This window comes from Halosimplex halophilum, from assembly GCF_004698125.1.
GTDB classification, from domain to species: Archaea; Halobacteriota; Halobacteria; order Halobacteriales; family Haloarculaceae; genus Halosimplex; species Halosimplex halophilum.
Map to the genome: position 1 here is coordinate 1,271,804 of NZ_ML214297.1, position 20,465 is coordinate 1,292,268.

Consider the following 20,465-nt stretch of genomic DNA (forward strand, 5'->3'; position numbering starts at 1 on the left):
AGTCGCCCGGCAATTCGCGCGGATGGCACAACATACATTGCCCGGCCGGTGGTCGTCGTAGGTATGCCACGCGAAGGATATCAGGAGAAACTCGACGCGCTACAGGAGGACGTGCTCTACATGAGCGAGGTCGTCCTCGAACGCCTGCGGATGGGCCTGGACGCCCTGGAGACCAAAGACGAGGATCTGGCCTGGGAAGTCATCGAGGGCGACCACGAGATCAACGACCTCTACCTCGACCTCGAACAGGACTGCATCGACCTGCTGGCGCTCCAGCAGCCGGTCGCCTCGGACCTGCGATTCATCGCCGCCTCGTTCAAGATCATCACCGACCTCGAACGCATCGCCGACCTCGCCACCAACCTCGGCGACTACACCCTCGAAGCCGAGCGCGACCTGTACCCCGACGTGGACATCCAGGAGATCGGGACGCTCGTCATCGAGATGGTCGAGGCCGCCATGGACGCCTACGAGTCGGAGGACGCCGACGCCTGCGTCGCCATCTCCGAACAGGACGACGCCATCGACGAGCGCTGCGAGGCCGCCTCCAGCACCATCGTCCGCGACCTCATCGAACGGGAGGTCGACGACGGCACCGGCGAGGAGGAGATCGAACAGCTCATGGCCGACGTGTCCCGCCTGCTGCTCACCGTTCGCGACCTCGAACGCGTCGGCGACCACGCCGTCAACATCGCCGCCCGCACCCTCTACATGGTCGAGAACTCCGACGAACTGATCTACTGAGAACCACCTAGTTTCCATCTTTTTCCGCCGGGGGTATCCTCAGTCGCTACGCTCCTTGCGGGTACCCCCGACGCAAAAACATGGGTGAAAAAGGCCGCTCGCGCGGAGCGCGAGCGGTGAACCGGCGCCGTAGGCGCCGGATGCTCAGTATAGGTTGCACAGGCATCGGTCAGTACAGTCTGTAGATACTTCAGACGAGACGAAATAGCGCGATACACCGCATCCAGTCTGAACCGTCGGGGTTTGGGACGTTGATACCTGCTGTGTACGTTCCTGTGTCCACAGTTGCTTCCTCGTTGATGAAATCCACGACTTCTCTAAAAGTCCACGTATGCGTTTCACCGGGCGAGAGCGTCAGTTGTCCATTACCAGATGAGCGTTTCTCAATCGGGTCCCATCCAGCGGACGACCTCTTCGTTATGGACCATTGGTATGGGTTAAACTCCAGTTCGGTCGATGATCTGTTGTGAAGCGTCAGTTCAACCGTTCCTGTTGACGCGTCCACCGTAGTTTGTGATGGGAGGAGATAGGCGCTCGCAGACCCTGTCTCGACAGTATGTGAGCAGACGGCGGCCCCTGAATATGAATCGTGTGGTGGGCAATCGTACTTGGAGTGTAGAGTCGGTGTGATGGCGGAAGTCCCCGGCTCCGTTGCATCACTTGAACAACCAGCAAGTCCGGCCGTCGATGCACAGGTAGCGACAAGCAACTCCCTACGGTTCATATTCTCTCTCTGTCTCGTCTACACAAATGACTGTGTGAGACGAAAAGGACTCTTTGAACGATAAGCACGCACACAGAACGGAAGACGACGCTTCGCCCGTCGACTACCGCGGTTCGCCGCTCACCAGTCCCTCGTCGGTGATCTTGAACTGGGCCTTCTCGCCGGCGGCCTTCGCCCGGTGTTTCTCCAGGGTGGCACGCCGGTTCCCGCCCCGGAAGCGGTCGACGCGGAGGATCGTGGCCGACCAGTGATTCAGCGTGTGGCCGCCGAGCGCGCGGGCCTGCTCGGAGTCGGGGTCGGTGTACACCTGGTTCGTGAAGGCGACGGCGATGTCGTGTTTCCGGGCGAGCGAGAGCAGGTGCGCGAGCTGTCGCCCGACGGCGCGCAGGGCCTCGCCCTCCTCCTGTTCGGTGCGCTGGAGGCGATAGAAGCCGGTGGCGCTGTCGACGGCGACGAAGTCGACGGCGTCGACGAACTCCTCGACGTCGCGGACTGCCTCCTCCTGCTCCTCGAAGGTGTACGCCTCCGTGATGATGAGCCGGGAGGCCACGTCGTCGGCGTCGCGGCCGCCGGCGCCGGCGAGTTGCTCCATGCGGTCGACGGAGAGGCCCTCGGTGTCGACGAGCAGCGCCGAGTCGCCGGCGGCGGCCAGTTCCGTCGCGGCCGAGAGGACGATGTTCGTCTTGCCGGCGGCGGGCGGGCCGTAGACCTGCGTGACCGCGCCGCGCTCGAACCCGCCGCCCAGCAGGTCGTCGATGGCCTCGCAGCCGGTCGGGATGCGCTCGCTCACGCCGGGAGGTTGGCCGCCACCCGGTAAAAACGCTCGTACTCCGCCGCGCCGACGCTCGCTGCCGACCATCCGAAGGCGCCGGCCCGACACAGACACTACCCGTGACTTTATCCGGACACCCGGCGAGAGGGGGCGATATGAACCCGCTCGCGGACAACCCGCTGCGGACCCGCTCGGACTTCCGGGCGGCCGTTGTCGACCTCTACGAACCGCTGCGACCCCACTTCAGCCCCGGACGGGCGCGGGTGAACCCGGACCCGCGCGGGGCCGCACACACCGAGACCGAGGCGGAGATGGAAGGGTTCGCCCGCCCGCTGTGGGGGCTGGCGGCCCTCGAAGCCGGCGGCGGCGAGTTCGGCGACTGGTCGCGCTACCGGACGGGCCTCGCCAACGGGACCGACCCCGACCACCCCGAGTACTGGGGCGCCGCCGGCGACTACTCGCAGAAACACGTCGAACTCGCCCCGGTCGGGGTCGCCCTGGCGCTGGCGGGCGACCGGCTCTGGGAGCCGCTCGACGCCGAGGCGCGCGCGAACCTGACCCGGTATCTCCGCCAGGTCGAGGACGCCGAGCTGTACGACTGCAACTGGCTGTACTGGCGCGTCCTCGTCGCGCTCGGCCTCCGGGCGGTCGGCGCGGACCACGACTGGGCGGCCGCGCAGGACGCCATGGACCGGCTGGAGTCGTTCTACCTGGGCGACGGCTGGTACGCCGACGGGCCGGACGGGCCGCGCGACCACTATATCGCGTGGGAGATGCACGCAGACGGGCTGCTGTACGCCGCGCTCGCCGGCGACGCCGACCCCGAGCGGGCCGACCGCCTCCGCCAGCGGGCTCGCGAGTTCGCCGCGCAGTACCGCGGCTGGTTCGCCGACGACGGCCGGGGGCTCCCGTTCGGGCGCAGCCTCACCTACCGGTTCGCGCAGGCGTCGTTCTGGGGCGCGCTCGCGTTCGCCGGCGTCGAGGCGCTCCCGTGGGGGGAGATCCGCGGCCTGTGGGCGCGGAACGTCCGCTGGTGGGCCGACCAGCCGGTCTTCACCGGGGACGGCCGGCTCTCGGTCGGTTACCGCTACCCGACGATCAAGGTGAGCGAGCCGTACAACTCCCCGGCGTCGCCCTACTGGGCGACGAAGGCGTTCCTGCCGCTGGCGCTCCCCGCGGACCACCCGTTCTGGCGGGCCGAGGAGCGGCCGCTCGGGGACGCGCCGACCGAGACGGTCCACCCCCGCGCGAACGCGGTGGTCTGCCGCGACCGCGACGCGGGCCACCACTACGCGCTGACGGCCGGCCAGGACAGCCACTACGCCGAGAAGTACGGCAAGTTCGCCTACTCGACGGACTTCGGGTTCTCCGTGCGGAGCCGCGCGCCCGGGCTGGCCGGCGCCGGCGTCGACGGCGCGCTCGCGCTGAGCGAGGACGGCCGGTCGTTCCGGGTCCGAACGGGCGTCGAGCGGACCGGCGTGGACGGCGACACCCTCTACAGCCGGTGGCGCCCCTGGGAGGACGTGACCGTCGACACGTGGGTCGCGCCGGCCTCGCCGTGGCACGTCCGCGTCCACCGGATCGACACCGACCGCCCCCTCGGGAGCGCCGAAGGTGGCTTCCCGATGGACCGCAGCGGCGAGGAAGGCGAGAACGCCGTCGACCGCGAGACGGGCGAGGGGCGCGCGGTCGTCCGCTACCCCGGCGGCGTCAGCGGCGTTCGCGGGCTCGGCGGAGACCGAACCGACGAGGGAGCCCGGCGGACCGGCGAGGTGGTCGACCAGGACCCGAACACGAACCTCGTCGCCCCCCGGACGGTCGTGCCGACGCTGCGGGCCGACCACGAACCGGGGACCCACTGGCTGGCCACGGCCGTCACGGCGGCGACGGCGGACGGCGACGCCGCGTGGGAGCGCCCGCCGGTGCTCGAATCGACCGGTGACCGACCGGTCCTCACGGACGCCGACGGCGAACCAGTCCTCCGCTGGGACGCCGATGCGCCGGGACCGCTCGACGAGGCGCCCCTCTGAGTCGCGGCGTCCGCTCCGGGTCGCCGTCGAGCGAGGGACTCGAACACTTAGGTATGCGGGCCGCCTACCCCGGGTGTGATAGTCGTCGCGACGGCGGACTTCGAGGTCTACCACGGCGTGGTCAACGAGCTGCGCGACCGCGGCGTGACGTTCACGACCATCGAACTCGACGACGACCTCCCGGAGCGGACGACGGTCGTCGTCAGCGCCGCCGGGGAGGAGCCGCCGAATCCAGACGACGCGCCGGTCGTCCGCGCCGACCCCGACGACCCCCGCGGCGCCGTCGACGAGGTGGTCGCAATCCTGCGGGGCGGCAGCGGCCGCACCGTCGTCGGCGTCGACCCCGGCGAGCGGCCGGGGATCGCAGTCCTCTCGGGCGAGATGGTCGTCGCCACGTTCCACGTCCCGCTTGCCGACGCCGCCGAAGTCGTCCGCGAGGAGGTCGACGACGCCGTCGACCCGCTGGTCCGGGTCGGCGACGGCGCCCGCCTCCAGGGCGCGAAGATCATCGACGACCTCGAGGACGTGCCGGTCGAACTCGTCGACGAGACGGGGACGACCCCCTACCTGGGCACCGGTGCCCGCGGCATGGGCGACGTGCTCGCCGCCGTCAACATCGCGCGGCTCTCCGGCGAGCGCGTGGACTCGCGCACCATCGAGCCGACGGCCGGCGAACTCCAGCGGATCAAGGAGCGGTCCCGCGAGGCGGGCGACGCCAACCGCGCCATCGACGAGAACCTGGCTCGACGGGTCGCGCTGGGCGAGTTGACGATGGACGAGGCGCTCGCCGAGCACCGCGAGGACGAGGAGTGACAGTCCCGAGGCCGGCGCCCCGACCGCCTACTCGGCCTCGCCGGCGTCGACCTGCGACCGCAGTCCCTCGCCGACCGCGGACGGCTCGAAGTCGACCAGCGAGTCGAACCGCTCGGAGGCCAGCGAGGTGTCGGGGGCCACGTCCATCCCCTCGGGGATCGAGTCCCGTTCGACGGGATCGGGGTCGTACCCGAGCGCACGCATCGCCTCGCAGTGGAAGTCGTAGACGCTGATCCGCGGCGTCGGGACGTGGACGACGCCGGTCGCGTCGCCGTCGACCAGCGCGGCGACCGCGTCGGCCGCCTCGGTGACCAGCACAGGGCTCTTGTACATGTCCGTGAAGTACGCGACCGACTCCCCGCGGTCGAGGTGGTCGCGAGTCCGCGCAAGCCGGCGGTCGAGCCGCCCCGTCGAGAAGCCGAACAGGTAGCTCGTCCGCAGCACCGTCGCGTCGTCGCAGTGGTCCTCGACGGCGTCCTCGAAGGTGACGAGCCGCCGGCCGTAGTCGTCCCGCGGCGACCGGGAGTCGCTCTCGACGTACCGCGATCCGGTCCCGTCGAACACCGACGCGCTGGAGACGTAGACGACCCGCGTGTCGGCGACCCCCGCGGCGAACCGCTCGGCGCGCTCGGCGAAGGTCGCGTCGACCCCCGACTCGCCGGTGTCCGCGTCGCCCCCGTACTCGACGGCCGCGGCGAAGACCACCGTGTCCACGCCGTGCTCGGCGACCAGTTCCGCCACGTCGTCCGTCCAGAAGTCGAACCCCACCTCGGCGGTCGGGCCCGGATCCGAGCAGTGGGTCCCGAGGACGCGGCGGTCGGATCGGTTGTCGAGTCGGCGGAGGCGCCAGGCGACCGACCGGCCGAGGTAGCCGCTCGCCCCGACGACGAGGACGGTCTCGGTCATTCTCTCGCGGCCGCCTCCGCGCGGCGAGCGACCTCGCGCACGGGCAGATCCGTCTCGCGGGCGACCGCCGCGGCGTCGTCGTACTCGGCGCTCACGTCGAATATCTCCCCTTCGCTGTCCGTGCCGATCTTCACCGCCACCTCGTGGGTCGCCCCCTCGACCGCGACCTCGACCCTGCGGACCTCGCGGTCGGCGATCCAGCGGTGGCCGGCGCCGTGCTCGCGGACGCCCAGCGTCCCCGTCTCCTCGGCCAGCCGCCGCGCGACCCGCTGGGCGTCCTCCGGCTTGGTGACGACCTTCACGAGGTGGCCCGGCCGGGACTTCTTCATCGTCGCCGGGAGGATCGACACGTCCCGCGCGCCCGCCTCGGCTAGCGACTCCTGGAGGCCGCCGAGGACTTCGGGCGTCGCGTCGTCGAGATTCGTCTCTAGCACGGTGATGGCGTCCCGCGAGAGGCCGCCCCGGGACTCGCCGACGATGGCCCGGAGCACGTTGGGGTACTCGGCGAGGTCGTAACCCCCGGCACCGTAGCCCGATGCCGACACGTCCAGATCCGGCAGCGCCTCGACGCCGTCGGCGTAGTGGGCCAGCAGTGCGGCGCCCGTGGGCGTCAGCAGTTCCCGCTCGACGGGTCCACCCCGCAACGACCAGTCGGCCCGCTCGGCGAGTTCGACGACCGCCGGGGCGGGGACCGGGTAGGTGCCGTGGCTCATCTCCACCTCGCCGCCGCCCCCCGCGAGCGGCGTCGTCACGACCCGCTCGGCGCCCAGGTCGTCCACCAGTAGGGCGACGCCGACCACGTCCGCGATGGCGTCGTCGGCGCCCACCTCGTGGAAGTGCGTGTCGTCGATGTCGGTGCCGTGGACGCTCGCCTCGGCCTCGCCGAGCAGTTCGAACACGGCGAGCGCGTCCCGCTCGACGCCCGACGGGAGGTCCATCGACTCGACGAGGTCGACGACCTCCGCGTAGGTCCGGTTCGGTCCCGCGCCTTCGGCGTGGCCGTGACCGTGCCCTTCCTCGTGGTCGCCGTCGTCGTGGTCGTGACCGTCGTGCGCGTGGCCGTGGCTGTGGTCGTGGCCGTGCGCGTCGTCACCGTCTCCCTCGCCGTGGTCGTCGTTCTCACCGGCCCCGTCGGCGTGGCGCACGTCGACGGCGGTGGCGGCGATACCGTTCTTCGTGACCGACCGGACCTCGTAGCGGACGGGCAGGGCCTCCTCGACGCGGTCCAGCACCGCCGGGTCGGCGCCGGCCGCCACGAGCGCGCCCAGGAGCATGTCGCCGCTGGCGCCCAGCCGACCGTCGAACGCGAGGGTTCGCATACACCACAACGGGCGCGCGGCGGCGGCAAAAACGGTCCGGTCCCCCGGAGCGCGAGCGCGGCTCCCGCGGCGGTGCGGCGGGATCGCCGGTGACCGCGGTTCGGCGCTCGGCGCGACGCCCCAGAATCGCAAGACTACGAACGGATTATCGTTCCCGGAGCCACCCCGGAATCGGTGTCGATCGACCGATGGAACCGCCGGAGGCAAAAAGCATATCCGCGGGGGTACCCGAGTGAGACACACTCCCACTCACCTATGAACGAAGTGCAACTAGAAGTGGCGAAAGCGTACCCGAACGACTCGGGGCGCGGCATCGCCCGGCTGGATCCCGACACGCTCCTCCACCTCAAGCTCTCTCCCGGCGACATCATCGAGATCGAGGGCAGCGAGGTGACCGCCGCGAAGGTCTGGCGCGCGGACCGCCAGGACTGGAACACGGATACTGTCCGCATCGACGGGTTCACGCGCCAGAACGCCGACGTGGGGATCGGCGAGCGCGTCGAGATCCGCAAGGCCGACGCCGAGAAGGCCGACAAGCTGGTGCTGGCCCCGCCCGAGGAGGCCTCGGTCCAGTTCGGCTCCGACGCCGCCGGCATGGTCAAACGGCAGATCCTCAAGCGCCCGGTCGTCGAGCGCGACATCGTCCCCGTCATGTCCTCGACGAACCATCCCTTCATGCGCTCGCCCGGTCAGGCGATCCCCCTGATCGCCGTCGAGACCGAACCCGAGGGCGTCTGTCTCATCACAGAGGACACGGAGGTCGAACTCCGCGAGGAGCCCATCTCCGGGTTCGAGAAGACCGGCGGCGGGATCACCTACGAGGACATCGGCGGCCTGCAAAACGAGATCCAGCGCGTCCGGGAGATGGTCGAGCTCCCGATGAAACACCCCCAGATCTTCAAGAAACTGGGCATCGAGCCGCCCCAGGGGGTCCTGCTGCACGGCCCGCCGGGCACCGGGAAGACCCTGCTCGCCAAGGCCGTCGCCAACGAGACCTCCGCCAGTTTCTTCTCTATCGCCGGTCCGGAGATCATCTCGAAGTACTACGGCGAGTCCGAGCAACAGTTACGGGAGATCTTCGAGGACGCCAGCGAGGAGGCGCCCTCGATCATCTTCATCGACGAACTCGACTCCATCGCGCCCAAGCGCGAGGACGTGACCGGCGAGGTCGAACGGCGCGTCGTCGCGCAACTCCTGACGATGATGGACGGCCTCGAATCACGGGGACAGGTCATCGTCATCGCCGCGACCAACCGCGTCGACAGCGTCGACCCCGCCCTGCGCCGGCCGGGCCGGTTCGACCGCGAGATCGAGATCGGCGTCCCCGACGAGATGGGTCGCGAGGAGATCCTCCAGATCCACACCCGCGGCATGCCGCTGTCCGACGACGTGGCGCTCGGTCGCCTGGCCGACGAGACCCACGGCTTCGTCGGCGCCGACATCGAGAGCCTCACGAAGGAGGCCGCGATGAAGGCCCTGCGGCGGTACCTCCCGGAGATCGACTTGGACGAGGAGGACATCCCGCCGAGCCTCATCGACCGGATGATCATCAAGCGCGAGGACTTCCGCGGCGCCCTCAACGAGGTGAGTCCGAGCGCGATGCGGGAGGTCCTCGTAGAGTTGCCCAAAGTGTCCTGGGACGACGTGGGCGGCCTCGAAGAGGCCAAGGGCAAGGTCCAGGAGTCCGTCGAGTGGCCGCTGAACAAGCCCGAGAAGTTCCAGCGGATGGGCATCGACCCGCCGTCGGGGGTCCTGCTGTACGGGCCACCGGGCACCGGCAAGACGCTGATGGCCAAGGCCGTCGCCAACGAGACCGACGCCAACTTCATCTCGGTGCGGGGGCCGCAACTGCTCTCGAAGTGGGTCGGCGAGTCGGAGAAGGCCATCCGCCAGACCTTCCGGAAGGCCAAGCAGGTCGCTCCGACGGTGATCTTCTTCGACGAGCTGGACTCGCTCGCCCCGGGACGGGGCGGCGACGTGGGCAGTAACGTCTCCGAGCGCGTCGTCAACCAGCTCCTGACGGAGCTCGACGGGCTGGAGGACATGGAGGACGTGATGGTCATCGGCGCGACCAACCGCCCGGACATGATCGACCCGGCGCTCATCCGCTCCGGTCGGTTCGACCGCCTGGTCATGATCGGCGAGCCCGACACCGAGGGCCGCGAGCAGATCCTCCGCATCCACACCGAGGACCAGCCCCTCGCCGCGGACGTGAGCCTGCGCGAACTCGCGGAGATCACCGACGGCTACGTCGGCTCCGACCTCGAGTCGATCGGCCGCGAGGCCGCCATCGAGGCGCTGCGCGAGGACGACGACGCCGAGGTCGTCGAGATGAGCCACTTCCACCAGGCGCTGGACAACGTCCGGCCGACCATCACCGACGACATCCGCGACTACTACGAGCAGATGGAAGACGAGTTCCAGAGCGGCGGCCAGAGCCGGCAGGGCCCCCGCTCGGGCGGCCGCATCGGGTTCCAGTAGGCGCCTCCCAGTTTTTCGCCTCCGATCGCCGCGTCGTTCTCCGAGCGGGTTCCCGAACGCCCCACCCCGTTCAGGCACACGGCGACGCCTCGAAACCAGCCGGCTACAGGTGATTCCGAAACGGAACAAACGAATTTATTTACGTGTAGTTTGAGATACAGGACGTGGCCGAAACGAGCGAATCGGGGTCTCTGGGAACACCGCACGGGGAAACACTGATGGGAACGAGCGACGACCGCCGAGCGAATCGGGGTGTCTGACGTGCGCGAGTGGTCGGTCAAGAGCGCCGTCGGTCGACGCCCGGTCGTCTCGTATTTCGTGCTCACGTTCGCCTTCTCGTGGAGTGTCGCGGGACTTCTGTATCTGGCTACCGGGGGAGATGCGCCCTTCGTCGCGGCGATCCCGTACGCGTGGGGGCCACTGTTCGGTGGGGCGGTGACGATCCGGCTGCTCGGCGGTAGCGTCCGGGCGTGGGTCGGACAGGTTCGCAACTGGCGGGTCGGAGCCCACTGGTACGTGCTCGGTGTAGCGATCGTGATGCTCAGGACCGACATCGGAGCGGCGGTGGCGGCCCTGTCGGGAGCGGGGATCGCGGTCCAAGCCGACGGCTGGCAACTCTACGCGATGGCGTTCAACTTTCTGGTCACGCTGTTTTTCGCCGGGGCACTCGAAGAGTTCGGGTGGCGCGGCTTCGCACAGGTACGGCTACAGAAACGGTACGACGCCACGCTGGTGAGCGCTCTGATCGGCGTCGTCTGGGCGGTGTGGCACGTCCCGCTGATGCTGATCGGGGTCGGTGATTTCGTCGGCCCGACCGACTACGTCGTCATGGCGGTCGGGTCGTCGGTCGTCTACAGCTGGCTGTACAACAGCACTAACGGCGTACTGCCCGTCGTCATGGTCGCCCACGCGGCCTCAAATATGCCCGGGGTGCTTCGAGCGACCGGCGATGTCCCCGCTATCGTCGACCGGTTCCCGATCGGTCCGAGCGCGCTCTTCGCACTTTCGGTGGTGGCAGCCGTCGTCTGGTACGCGGGTTCCGACGACCTCTCACGGGACGGCCCGTTGCCGGACGTTCCGGGACGCGGTGACCGGGAGGCCGCCGCGACCGCCGACTGACACCGCTGGGGAAGCGACGGAGTCGCGCCCGCCCCCGCAGACTACCGACCCGGGGCAGACGAACACACTCGCCCCGTCTATTTGCTCCGGCAGTATCACGCCGTGGTCCGGTAGCATCCCGCCGTCCCCTGGAACCGAAGTCGTTCCCCCACGTCACGATCTAGACCGACGACCACGAGGCCAGCGAGGCGTTCTACCGGACGCGCTTCGACGACAAGGTGGTAGACCTGGGCGGGGCCGCCGACGGTCAGGGTGCGACCACCGCCGTCGGGTTCGTGATGGGCCGACGACGAGACCGCTGCCCCAGCGTCCCCGCCGACAGGCGGCCGACCGTTCTTTAAGTGGTTCTCGTCACAAGGGTCTATAGTAAGAGGAGTTCTGCGGGGAACTGCGACTGACCAGCGGCCGCTTTGTTTCCGGTCGGTTGGTCGAGAACAGCCCAGCGGTCACTCTCGAGCCTTTAAGTGGTTCTCGTCACAAGGGTCTAAAGTAAGAGGAGTTCTCAGGAAACCGCGATCGACCAGCGGCCGCACTGCCACCGACGCCCGGCTCCTGGCCACGGTTCGAGAAGCGATGATCCGTCCTCACCACACGGTCCTTTAAGTCGTTCTCGTCACAACGGTGTGTAGTAAGAGGAAGCCGTCGGTTCTCTCCGCTTTCCGCGACCGCCTAGCCGGAGCTTTCTATAGTGGCGAGGGCGAAGGCCGACGAGATGAACGGGGGACGCGACAGGGTCGACCACGGGCTCCGAGCCAGCGGCGAGCCGGTCGACCCGCGCGCGGAACGGGACGTGAGCACGCGGCCGGGCGACGGGTCGCTCGGGCGCGTCGAGGCGGCGAAAGACGAGTCGTTCCGGCGGTGGGACGTGACGACGCCGAGCGCAACGCTCATCGGGCGGCCGGAGAACCCCGGGGAGGACGTGAGCGAGAACCTCCGGCGGCTGCACGACGAACAGCACCCGGCGATGGCGGGCCACGCCGAGCGGATGCACCGGCTGGAGAAGGCCCGGATAACCCACGCCTTCTGCAACCGGCTGGCGCTGACGCCGTGGGAGCGCGACCGGGCGCTGGGCATCATGACCGACCTCGACCTGACCGTCTTCGGGAGCCAGCGCGCGATCCAGAAGGTCGCGCTGGTCGTGATCCGCCACGTCGTCGACGACGAGCGCCAGCGGGTTCTCGGGCTGCACGACCGGGAGTGGGTGGCCGAGCAGCCGCCCGAGTCGCTGGCCGACCTGCACGAGCGGTTCGACTCGATCAAGGACGACCCCCGGTACCGGACGCTCATGGACCTGGTGGGCCTGGACGTGACGAGCGTCAACCGGCTCGACCGGACGCTGCAGGACCAGCTCGACGAGCAGGGCCTCCGGGGAGCGGTCTTCGGGCGCAACCCCCACCGGGACCCGAGCCTGCCGCAGATCCGCGACCGCGACCCGACGGAGGTGCCCCGCTCCGACGGCGACCCGACCGCGGAGTGAGGACGGTATCCGTCTCCCCGTCGTCGCTCTCACCGACACCCCCGTCGGTGCCCCCATCAGGTTCTTGCCGCTCGGCGTGCAATCGGTACGCAGAGCCCACATGACAACCACAATCGAGATCGACGACGACCTCGCCGAGCGGATGGAGGCCCACCTCGAGGAGGACGAGTCGATGGCCGAGCTGGTCGAGGAGCTGGTCAACATGTACGAGACGGAGGGCGCGTTCCTCCAGGAAGGCTACTCGGAGTAACGTCGTCGGTCGGACGGGCGGGGCGGTAGACAGCGAGCGGAGCGGGCCGTCGTGACGGCGGGACGACGGTCCGTCGCGCGGTCGACGGTCTAGAGTTCGCCGAGCTTGCGGAGCAGCTGGCCGCGGTACTCCTCGTCGGCCTGGACGTCCTTGAGTTCGAGGACGTTGCGTTCGAGCTTGTCGAGGGCGACGCCGAACGCGGAGTCGGCGCCGTAGCCCTCGCCGGAGCCGGCGGCCTGGCCCTTGTTGGTGCGCAGGCGGATCTGCGAGCGGATCAGCGGCGTGCCCCGCAGCTTCTCCTTGTGCTCGTGGAAGCGGACGTGGGCGTGCTGGACCTGCATGTCCTGGTACTTGTCGGCGACGCGCTCGATGCGCTGGCGGATGTCCTCGCGGCTGATCGTGTCCAGTAGCTTGATGTTCGTGATCTGCACGTCCATGTGCTCCTCCTCGGTGAACGTCAGCGCGCGGAGCACGTCGGTCTTGGTGAGGATGCCCTCGACGACGCGGTCGTCGCCCTCGGGCGTGACCACCAGCCCGGCGTAGTCGTTGTCGAGCATGCGCTCGACGGCGTCGCGGACGGACTCGTCGAGGGTCGTGGTGGCGACGGGGCTGGACATCTCGTCGTAGACCGGCAGGTCGAGGACGCGCTCGATGTCGCCGGCGCGCTCGCCGCGGGTGGCCTTGTCCATGTCGCGGACGACGATGTCGACGATGTCGTGACGAGTGACCATCCCGGAGAGGTGGCCGTCCTCGTCGAGCACGGGGAGCCGGGAGATGCCGTGCTCGCGCAGGAGGTTGATCGCCTGGCCGACGTTGGTGTCCTCGTCGACGGTGACGACCTTCTCGGTGTAGATGTCCGAGACGGTGAGGGCGTCGAGGTTCTCGAGGACCGCCTCGAGGATCGCGTCCTCGGTGACGATCCCCCACAGGCGGTCGGCCTCGAAGACCGGGGCGACCTTGGTCCCGCCCTCGACGAGGACGCGGGCCACCTCGCGCACGTCGTCGGTGCGCTCGACCTTGGGGGCCGGCTGCAGCATCGCGCTGGCCTTGGTGTTGTCCTCGATGTGGGACTGCACCAGCTGTTTCTGCGTGATGATCCCGGCGTACTCGCCGTCGTCGGTGACGATCAGGCCCTTGGGATTCTCGCGCTCGAACTTCGACCGGACTTTCCCCAGCCGTTCGTCGACGTCGACCGCGACGTACTCGCTGGTGGCGATATCAGCAATATCCATCTGAATCTCCCATCCCGGGAGTTCGACGCCGACACTATTCAAACTTGGCGACCGCTCCCGCTCGTCTGGACGGCCGCCCCCCGTCACACCACCAGCGTACCCGCCGCCGGCGCTCCCCGCTCCGGATTCGCAGTCCGACGAGTCACCGGCGGCTTTCCGATCGGTACTGGCTCCCTACCCCGCTGTCGAGCCCGGTTCCCCGCCGAGAGGTGCGCTCTGCCCCCGTCTCCGGAACGTCCACCTCGCGGGCGGCCGGACGGATTTCGACAGTAGTCGAATAATACTACGACTTTAATCGAATCCATCGTTTCGCGGGAACATCGAAAGCACGACGGACTCGAAATTAACGTTCGTTCAACAGTGGCCCCGTACGGCCGGCATGACAAACACAAACATGGGTAAATCGGGAAAAACAGCAGAAGTTTTTTCATCTCCCCGCTCGCTGGTTCGGGTACGATGACGGGGACACAGCCGCGGATCGAACTCTACGTCCGGTCGCTGCTGCCGGACGGCGCGCACAACCGACAGGAGGCGGTCATCGACCGGCTCGAACGGCTCGACGCCGAGGACGAGATCGAGGACTTCTCGGTCATCGTCTGGGGCAAGCAGATCGCCCGCGACTCCGCGGGCGCCCGCACCGAGGAGGGCGAGTACATCCTCAACCGCGTCGCGGAGTTCAAGCAGTGGGCGCTGTCGAACAACGTCTCGCTGGAGTCGTTCTACCAGAAACACGACGTGACCAACGACGCCACCGACGAGCCCTACTCGGCCATCGTCCTCCCGGTGATGGGCCTCGCCGAGTACGAGGGCGAGGAACTGCGCCACGTCGCCCCCTGCACCGAGGGCGACGAGGTCCACACCATCATGGACCGCCTCGACCGCCTCGAACGCGGCGAGCCCGCCGCCGTCGAGCAGTCGAACGACGTATCGATCCTCTCGGACTGACGCGCTCCCCCGTCACTCCCGTTTTCCGCCCGCCCAGCGGCGGCGCCGAACTGCCCGGCCGCACGCGTGCCCGCCCCTGCGAGCGCAGGGGCGCGGTACTTCGGTGGCAGTCCCCACTGTCCGGTAGCGATGGTAACTCGCAACGCGGGTCCGCTGAAGAAGCTCGGTATCGTCTCGACGCTCGTCGACGCCGCGCTGGCGTTCGCCCGCGGCCGTCCGAAAAGCGGCGCGCTGCTGGTCGCCGCGGCGGCACTGTCCTCGAAGGTCCCCGCGCTGGGGACGCTCACGTCGGTCGCGCTCCGGATCGCCCGCCGGGTCCGGTAACGCGCCCGCCGGACCCGATACCTCTCCGCCGACCGCGCTCAGCAGACGAACACGGTCGCGGACACGTCGCCCTCGGGACCGGCGTGGGCGTCGACCCCGACCAGCTCGGCCCCGCTGTCGGAGAAGCCGCCGGTCTCGTCGACGTAACCGTCGACCAGCGCGGCCGCCAGGGCGTCGGGCGAGTCGACGGCGGGGTCGCCCTCCGCGAACGACCGCGAGAACGGGGTGATCCGCTCGACGCCGTCGCCGCAGGCGCCGTCGAGCGCCCGCCCCAGCCGCTCACCGCTCGGTATCGACCCCGTCCCGGCCGCCTCGCTGACCCGCCCCTGGTTGTACAGCCGGGCCGCGTCGTCCACGTTCCCGTCCCGCTCGTACTCGGCGAGTCCCGCCTCGGCCCGACGGTCGTTCAGCTCGGCGACGAACGCCGCCTCCGTCTCGCCGAGGTCGACGCCGCGGTACTCGCTGGCACTGCCGGGCACGCTGTCCATCCCCGGGAGCGTGACGACGCCCAGCAGCGCGAGCACGAGGACCGCCCCGGCCACCAGCGCGACGGCCAGCCCGACCAGATAGCGGGCGTTCAGCAGGTCGAGGTAGGAGGTACCGCCCAGTTCCTCGGCGTAGTCGGCCTCGTCCGGGACCGTCCGCTCCAGGCCGGCGTTGCCGCAGCGGCTGCAGGGCGGCGAGTTCTTCTGGTGGACCCGACCGCACTCCGGACAGACCCACACCGGTTCGCGCTCGTGGTCGGGGTCGTCGGGCGCGACCGGGACGACGGCCTTCTCGAACTTGTGGTGGCCGCAGTTGTCGCAGGGCGGGTCGTTGCGGTCGTGGGGCTTGTCGCACCACGCGCAGCGCCACTTCGCCGAGCCGCCGGTGTCGGTGCCGTCCGAGGTTCCGGTCCCGCTCGCGGCGTCGCCGCCGCCCGGACTGTCGCCCCCGCTCATCTCACAGCCGGACGGGCACGTCGCGGTCGTCCAGGTACCGCTTCACCTCGTCGATCGAGTACTCGTCGAAGTGGAAGATAGAGGCCGCCAGCGCCGCGTCCGCGCCGGCCTCGGTGAACACCTCGTGGGCGTCCTCCGGGCCGCCACAGCCCGACGAGGCGATGACGGGCGTCGAGACGGCGTCGCAGACCGCCCGCGTCAGCGGGATGTCGTAGCCGTCCTTCGTCCCGTCGGCGTCGATGGAGTTGACGAACAGCTCGCCCGCCCCGCGCTCCTCCGCTTCCTCGGCCCACGAGACCACGTCGACGCCCGTCCCCTCGCGGCCGCCCTTGACCGTGCACTCGAACCAGCAGGACTCGCCGTCGACCTCGACGTAGTGCTCGCCCGCCTCGTCGAATCGCCGGCGTGCGTCGACGCTGATGACGATGCACTGGTTGCCGAACGCGCGGGCGCCCTCGGTGATGAGCTCCGGGCGCTCCAGCGCGCCGGTGTTGATGGACACCTTGTCCGCGCCCGCGCGGAGCGTCTCCTTCACGTCCTCGCGGGTGCGGATGCCCCCGCCGACGGTCAGCGGGATGAACACCTCGTCGGCCACCTGCGAGACGGTGTCGAGCATCGTCTCGCGGCCCTCGGCGCTGGCCGTGATGTCGAGGAAGACGAACTCGTCGGCGCCGGCCTCGTTGTACTTCTTTGCCATCTCCACGGGGTCGCCCGTGTAGGCCAGGTCCTCGAAGTTCACCCCGGTGTAGACCGCCGCCTCCCCGTCGTCGTCCAGGTCCACGTCGATACAGGGGATGATCCGCTTCGTCAGAGCCATCTATACCGACGACTCGGGCGGCGAGCGGCAAAAGGTATCCGCCTTCCCGGGCGGGTCGACCCCCGCTCGGACCGCAGCACCGACGGTGGGCCGCGGGTCCCGCCGGGCCGAGCCGTGGACGGTATCCGGGGAATACTTTTGGGGCGGATCCGCGAACCGCCGACGAATGAACCGGCCACTCAGCGCGGTCGTCGCCGGCGCGGTCGGCACGATGGTCATGTCGGCGGCGCTGGCGATCTTCGAGGTCCAGACCCGCTACGCCATCGGGATCTTCGAGGCCATCGCCCGGTTCGTCAGGATGCCCGAGAGCCTCTTCGTCGGCTTCGTCGTCTACGCCCTGGTCGGCACCGTCGCCTGGCCGCTGCTGTTCGTGAGCCTGAAACCCTACGTCCCGCTCGACCTCGATCCCGCGGTCGCGGGGATGCTGTTCGCGCTCCCGCTGTGGGTCGCGTTCGCCATCGTCGGCCGCGGCGACGTCGAGGGCGCGCTCGTCGTCCTCTTCGTCGCGTTCACCCTCATCGCACACCTCGTCTACGGGTTCGTCCTCGGCGCGGTGTACGCGAGCCTCGCCGACGAGCACGCGTCGGGTCCAGCCGCGCCGGCCGCCGAGTAGGTCGCGACGACATCGGCCGCCGAGTAGGTCGCGACGACATCGGCCGCCGAGTAGGTCGCGGTTACACCGGCCGCCGAGTGGGTCGCGGCCACACCGCTCCCGTCGGCGAGTAAGTCGAACCGACCGACGGATGCGCGACGTATACTTTTCCCGTATCTGTCGCAACACCCGGCACCCTCGCCCGATGTCCGGACTCCTCGCCGCCCTGGTCGTCGTCGGGTGCTGCGCCCCCGCGGCGGTCGTGTGGTACCGAACGAGGCCCTTCGCGGACCACCAGCGGCGGCGACGCGACGGGACCGACGACGGCTCGGCTCCCACCCGCGCCGACGGCGGCGGGACGGTCCGCGCGAAGCCGCTCGGACCGCGCCGCTGGCTGACGACCGTCGACCACCGCGACGTGGGTCTGCTGTACCTCGCGTTCGGGACCGTCGCCGGCCTCTGGGGCGGGATGGACGCGATGATGATGCGGACCGAACTGCTGACGCCCAGCGTCTCCGTCTGGAACGCCGAGACGTACAACGCTCTGTTCACCACCCACGGGATCACGATGCTGTTTTTCTTCGCCGCGCCGGTGTTCGCCGGCATCGCCAACTACGTCATCCCCCTGCTGATCGGCGCCGACGACATGGCGTTCCCGCGGATCAACGCCCTCGCCTTCTGGCTGTTGCCCCCCGCGCTGCTGATCGCCCGCGCCGGCATCGTCACCGAGCTCGTCGGCAAGACCCTCGAAGGCGCCCTGGGGCTCGTCCCGCCGGGCCTCCTGGCCCGGATCGGCGGCGTGGGCGCCGTCGTCGATCCGCTCCTGTTGCTGGAGCCGCCGGGGGTCGGCTGGACGATGTACACGCCGCTGTCGATCCAGAGCCCCAACCAGCAGATCAACCTGCTGTTGCTCGGCCTCCACCTCAGCGGTGTCGCGACGACGATGGGCGCGATCAACTTCATCGCGACCATCGTCACCGAGCGCGGCCCGGAAGTCTCGTGGGCCGACCTCGATCTCTTCTCGTGGAACATCCTCACCCAGTCGGGGATCATCCTGTTCGCCTTCCCCCTGCTGGGCAGCGCGATGGTCATGCTCCTGCTGGACCGCACCGTCGGGACGACCTTCTTCACCGTCGACGGCGGCGGCCCCATCCTCTGGCAGCACCTGTTCTGGTTCTTCGGCCACCCCGAGGTGTACATCCTCGTCCTCCCCGCCTTCGGCCTGGTCAGCTACATCCTGCCGAAGTTCGCCGGCCGGGAGCTGTTCGGCTTCCGCTTCGTCGTCTACTCGACGCTCGCGATCGGCGTCCTTTCCTTCGGCGTCTGGGCCCACCACATGTTCGCGACCGGCATCGACCCGCGGGTCCGGGCGAGTTTCATGTTCGTCTCCATCGCCATCGCCGTCCCCAGCGCCGTGAAGACGTTCAACTGGCTCGCGACGCTGTGGAACGGCCGGATCCGGCTCACCGCGCCGATGCTGTTCTGCCTCGGCGGCCTCGCGCTGTTCGTCGTCGGCGGCATCACCGGCGTCTTCCTCGCCTCCATCCCGGTGGACCTCGTCGTCCACGACACCTACTACGTCGTCGGCCACTTCCACCTCATCGTCATGGGGGTCATCCCCTTCAGCATGTTCGCGGCCTGCTACTACTGGTTCCCGCTCATCACGGGCCGGTGGTACAACCGCCCCGTCGCCGTCGCCCAGGCCGTCCTGCTGACGGTCGGCTCCGCGCTGACCTTCCTTCCGATGCTCGTCACCGGGATGGATGGCCTCCCCAGGCGCTACGCGAACTACCCCGAGCCGTTCGCCCTCCTCAACCAGGTCTCCTCGGCCGGCGCGTACCTGGTCGGCCTCGCCGCCGTCCTCTGGCTGTTCAACATGGTGCAGTCCTATCGCGTCGGCCCGCCCGTCACCGACGACGACGCCTGGGACCTCGCCGCGACCGACCAGCGCGCCCGCGAGTGGCACCACCCCTCGGGCCGGCCGACGCAGCGAGCGCCCGCGGTCAGCGATCCTGCGCCGGAGAGCGACGGGAGCGAAGCAGACACCGACGGCGGCGCGCCGACCGACGACGCGCCGGCCGAACCGGACCGCGCGAGCGCCCTCGACCGCTCGACCCGCGACGAGCAGATCGGCGGGCGGGGGCCGCTCCGGCTGGTCGCCGCGGTGACCGTCGCCATCGCCGTCCTCGTCGTCGCCGGGCGGCTGCTGCTCCCGTTGACGGGGTTCGACTCGACGACGGAGGCGCTGATCCGGACGCTCAACCGCCGGCTCCTGCTGGTGGCCGTCCCCCTGGCCCTGTTCGTCGAGGGCGTGCTCGTCTACGCCGTCTACCGGTTCCGCGGCGGCGTCGCGCTCCGGACGCCCGAGAACAAGTCCCTGGAGATCGGCTGGACGATCGCGACGGCGTTCGTGCTCCTGTTCGTCGCCGTCGTCTCCTACCAGGTGCTCGGCTCCCCGTTCGTCGCCGCGACGCCCGAACCCGAGCGCGAGCGGCCCGCCGACGCCGTCGAGATCGAGATCGTCGCCGAGCAGTTCGACTACGGCGTCCGCTACCCGGCGGCGAACGCCTCGGTCGCGGACGCCGACGTGATCTACGCGCCCACCGACCGGCCGGTGTACTTCGAGGTGACCGCCGAGGACGTGTTGCACTCCGTCCACGTCCCCGGCCTGGGGCTCAAACAGGACGCCTTCCCCGGCCAGTGGAACCAGCTCCACACGCGCCTGCTCGACACCGGGGAGTACCGCCTCTACTGCGCGGAGTTCTGCGGCGTCGGCCACTCCCGGATGCGGACGACCCTCAGCGTCGTCCCGCCCGCGGAGTACCAGGATCGAGTCGACGCACTCGCCGACGAGGCGGAGAACGGAACCGCCGAGGACAGGACTGCCGGGAACGGGACCGCTGCGAGCGCGACGGCCGGCACCCGGTCCGCTCCGGCCGGGGGAGTCGCCGGTCCGGCCTTCCGGTGACGGTAGGTTTT

Annotated in this window: 17 protein-coding genes; 11 read left to right on the forward strand and 6 right to left on the reverse strand. The window is 69.5% G+C overall.

What is annotated here, in order from left to right; all coding sequences use genetic code 11:
* Nucleotides 1–63 precede the first annotated feature (63 nt).
* Complete coding sequence (gene phoU, locus E3328_RS06455) at nucleotides 64–744, forward strand: phosphate signaling complex protein PhoU (RefSeq protein WP_135363770.1); 681 nt, start codon at nucleotides 64–66, stop codon at nucleotides 742–744.
* An 827-nt stretch (nucleotides 745–1,571) separates the two neighbouring features.
* On the opposite strand, the gene radB is transcribed toward phoU, so the two are convergent.
* Entirely contained in the window at nucleotides 1,572–2,258 is a 687-nt protein-coding gene (radB, locus tag E3328_RS06465) for a DNA repair and recombination protein RadB (RefSeq protein ID WP_135363772.1), read from the reverse strand.
* A gap of 137 nt (nucleotides 2,259–2,395) precedes the next feature.
* Between radB and E3328_RS06470 the strand changes: the two genes are divergently transcribed.
* Complete coding sequence (locus E3328_RS06470; RefSeq protein WP_135363773.1) at nucleotides 2,396–4,270, forward strand: DUF2264 domain-containing protein; 1,875 nt, start codon at nucleotides 2,396–2,398, stop codon at nucleotides 4,268–4,270.
* A gap of 75 nt (nucleotides 4,271–4,345) precedes the next feature.
* A complete protein-coding gene (locus tag E3328_RS06475; RefSeq protein ID WP_135363774.1) occupies nucleotides 4,346–5,083 on the forward strand; it encodes a hypothetical protein in 738 nt (245 codons plus the stop codon).
* Between the two features lie 27 nt (nucleotides 5,084–5,110).
* Here the strand turns inward: E3328_RS06475 and E3328_RS06480 are convergent, their stop codons facing one another.
* Together E3328_RS06480 and larC are read right to left on the reverse strand one after the other, a co-directional pair.
* On the reverse strand, nucleotides 5,111–5,989 hold the full coding sequence (locus E3328_RS06480) for a sugar nucleotide-binding protein (RefSeq protein WP_135363775.1): 879 nt from the start codon (nucleotides 5,987–5,989) through the stop codon (nucleotides 5,111–5,113).
* Complete coding sequence (gene larC, locus E3328_RS06485; RefSeq protein WP_135363776.1) at nucleotides 5,986–7,308, reverse strand: nickel pincer cofactor biosynthesis protein LarC; 1,323 nt, start codon at nucleotides 7,306–7,308, stop codon at nucleotides 5,986–5,988. Before larC ends, E3328_RS06480 begins: the two co-directional genes overlap by 4 nt.
* A 255-nt stretch (nucleotides 7,309–7,563) precedes the next feature.
* On the opposite strand from larC, the gene E3328_RS06490 reads away from it, so the two are divergent.
* The 4 genes from E3328_RS06490 (at nucleotide 7,564) to E3328_RS21830 (ending at nucleotide 12,635) form a co-directional block, all read left to right on the forward strand.
* On the forward strand, nucleotides 7,564–9,789 hold the full coding sequence (locus tag E3328_RS06490; protein ID WP_135363777.1) for a CDC48 family AAA ATPase: 2,226 nt from the start codon (nucleotides 7,564–7,566) through the stop codon (nucleotides 9,787–9,789).
* Nucleotides 9,790–10,050: 261 nt separating this feature from the next.
* The gene (locus E3328_RS06495) at nucleotides 10,051–10,908 is read left to right on the forward strand and encodes a CPBP family intramembrane glutamic endopeptidase (protein ID WP_135363778.1); all 858 of its coding nucleotides are present in this window, start codon (nucleotides 10,051–10,053) and stop codon (nucleotides 10,906–10,908) included.
* A 712-nt stretch (nucleotides 10,909–11,620) separates the two neighbouring features.
* Entirely contained in the window at nucleotides 11,621–12,385 is a 765-nt protein-coding gene (locus E3328_RS06500) for a DNA-directed RNA polymerase subunit epsilon (RefSeq protein WP_135363779.1), read from the forward strand.
* 100 nt (nucleotides 12,386–12,485) lie between these two features.
* Nucleotides 12,486–12,635 (forward strand): DUF7557 family protein, encoded by a 150-nt coding sequence (locus E3328_RS21830; RefSeq protein WP_167837324.1) that lies wholly within the window; start codon nucleotides 12,486–12,488, stop codon nucleotides 12,633–12,635.
* A gap of 89 nt (nucleotides 12,636–12,724) precedes the next feature.
* Here E3328_RS21830 and E3328_RS06505 read toward each other — a convergent pair whose 3' ends face one another.
* The gene (locus E3328_RS06505; protein WP_135363780.1) at nucleotides 12,725–13,867 is read right to left on the reverse strand and encodes a CBS domain-containing protein; all 1,143 of its coding nucleotides are present in this window, start codon (nucleotides 13,865–13,867) and stop codon (nucleotides 12,725–12,727) included.
* A 456-nt stretch (nucleotides 13,868–14,323) separates the two neighbouring features.
* On the opposite strand from E3328_RS06505, the gene E3328_RS06510 reads away from it, so the two are divergent.
* Complete coding sequence (locus tag E3328_RS06510; RefSeq protein ID WP_135363781.1) at nucleotides 14,324–14,812, forward strand: HTH domain-containing protein; 489 nt, start codon at nucleotides 14,324–14,326, stop codon at nucleotides 14,810–14,812.
* 129 nt (nucleotides 14,813–14,941) lie between these two features.
* Complete coding sequence (locus E3328_RS06515) at nucleotides 14,942–15,136, forward strand: hypothetical protein (RefSeq protein WP_135363782.1); 195 nt, start codon at nucleotides 14,942–14,944, stop codon at nucleotides 15,134–15,136.
* Between the two features lie 38 nt (nucleotides 15,137–15,174).
* Here the strand turns inward: E3328_RS06515 and E3328_RS06520 are convergent, their stop codons facing one another.
* On the reverse strand, nucleotides 15,175–16,077 hold the full coding sequence (locus E3328_RS06520; RefSeq protein ID WP_135363783.1) for a CAP domain-containing protein: 903 nt from the start codon (nucleotides 16,075–16,077) through the stop codon (nucleotides 15,175–15,177).
* A 1-nt stretch (nucleotide 16,078) separates the two neighbouring features.
* Nucleotides 16,079–16,894, reverse strand: a complete 816-nt coding sequence (gene hisF, locus E3328_RS06525) for an imidazole glycerol phosphate synthase subunit HisF (RefSeq protein WP_135363784.1) — start codon at nucleotides 16,892–16,894, stop codon at nucleotides 16,079–16,081.
* 166 nt (nucleotides 16,895–17,060) lie between these two features.
* On the opposite strand from hisF, the gene E3328_RS06530 reads away from it, so the two are divergent.
* The gene (locus tag E3328_RS06530) at nucleotides 17,061–17,507 is read left to right on the forward strand and encodes a DUF6789 family protein (protein WP_135363785.1); all 447 of its coding nucleotides are present in this window, start codon (nucleotides 17,061–17,063) and stop codon (nucleotides 17,505–17,507) included.
* A 184-nt stretch (nucleotides 17,508–17,691) separates the two neighbouring features.
* The gene (gene coxB / locus E3328_RS06535; protein WP_135363786.1) at nucleotides 17,692–20,454 is read left to right on the forward strand and encodes a cytochrome c oxidase subunit II; all 2,763 of its coding nucleotides are present in this window, start codon (nucleotides 17,692–17,694) and stop codon (nucleotides 20,452–20,454) included.
* The last annotated feature ends 11 nt before the right edge of the window (nucleotides 20,455–20,465 follow it).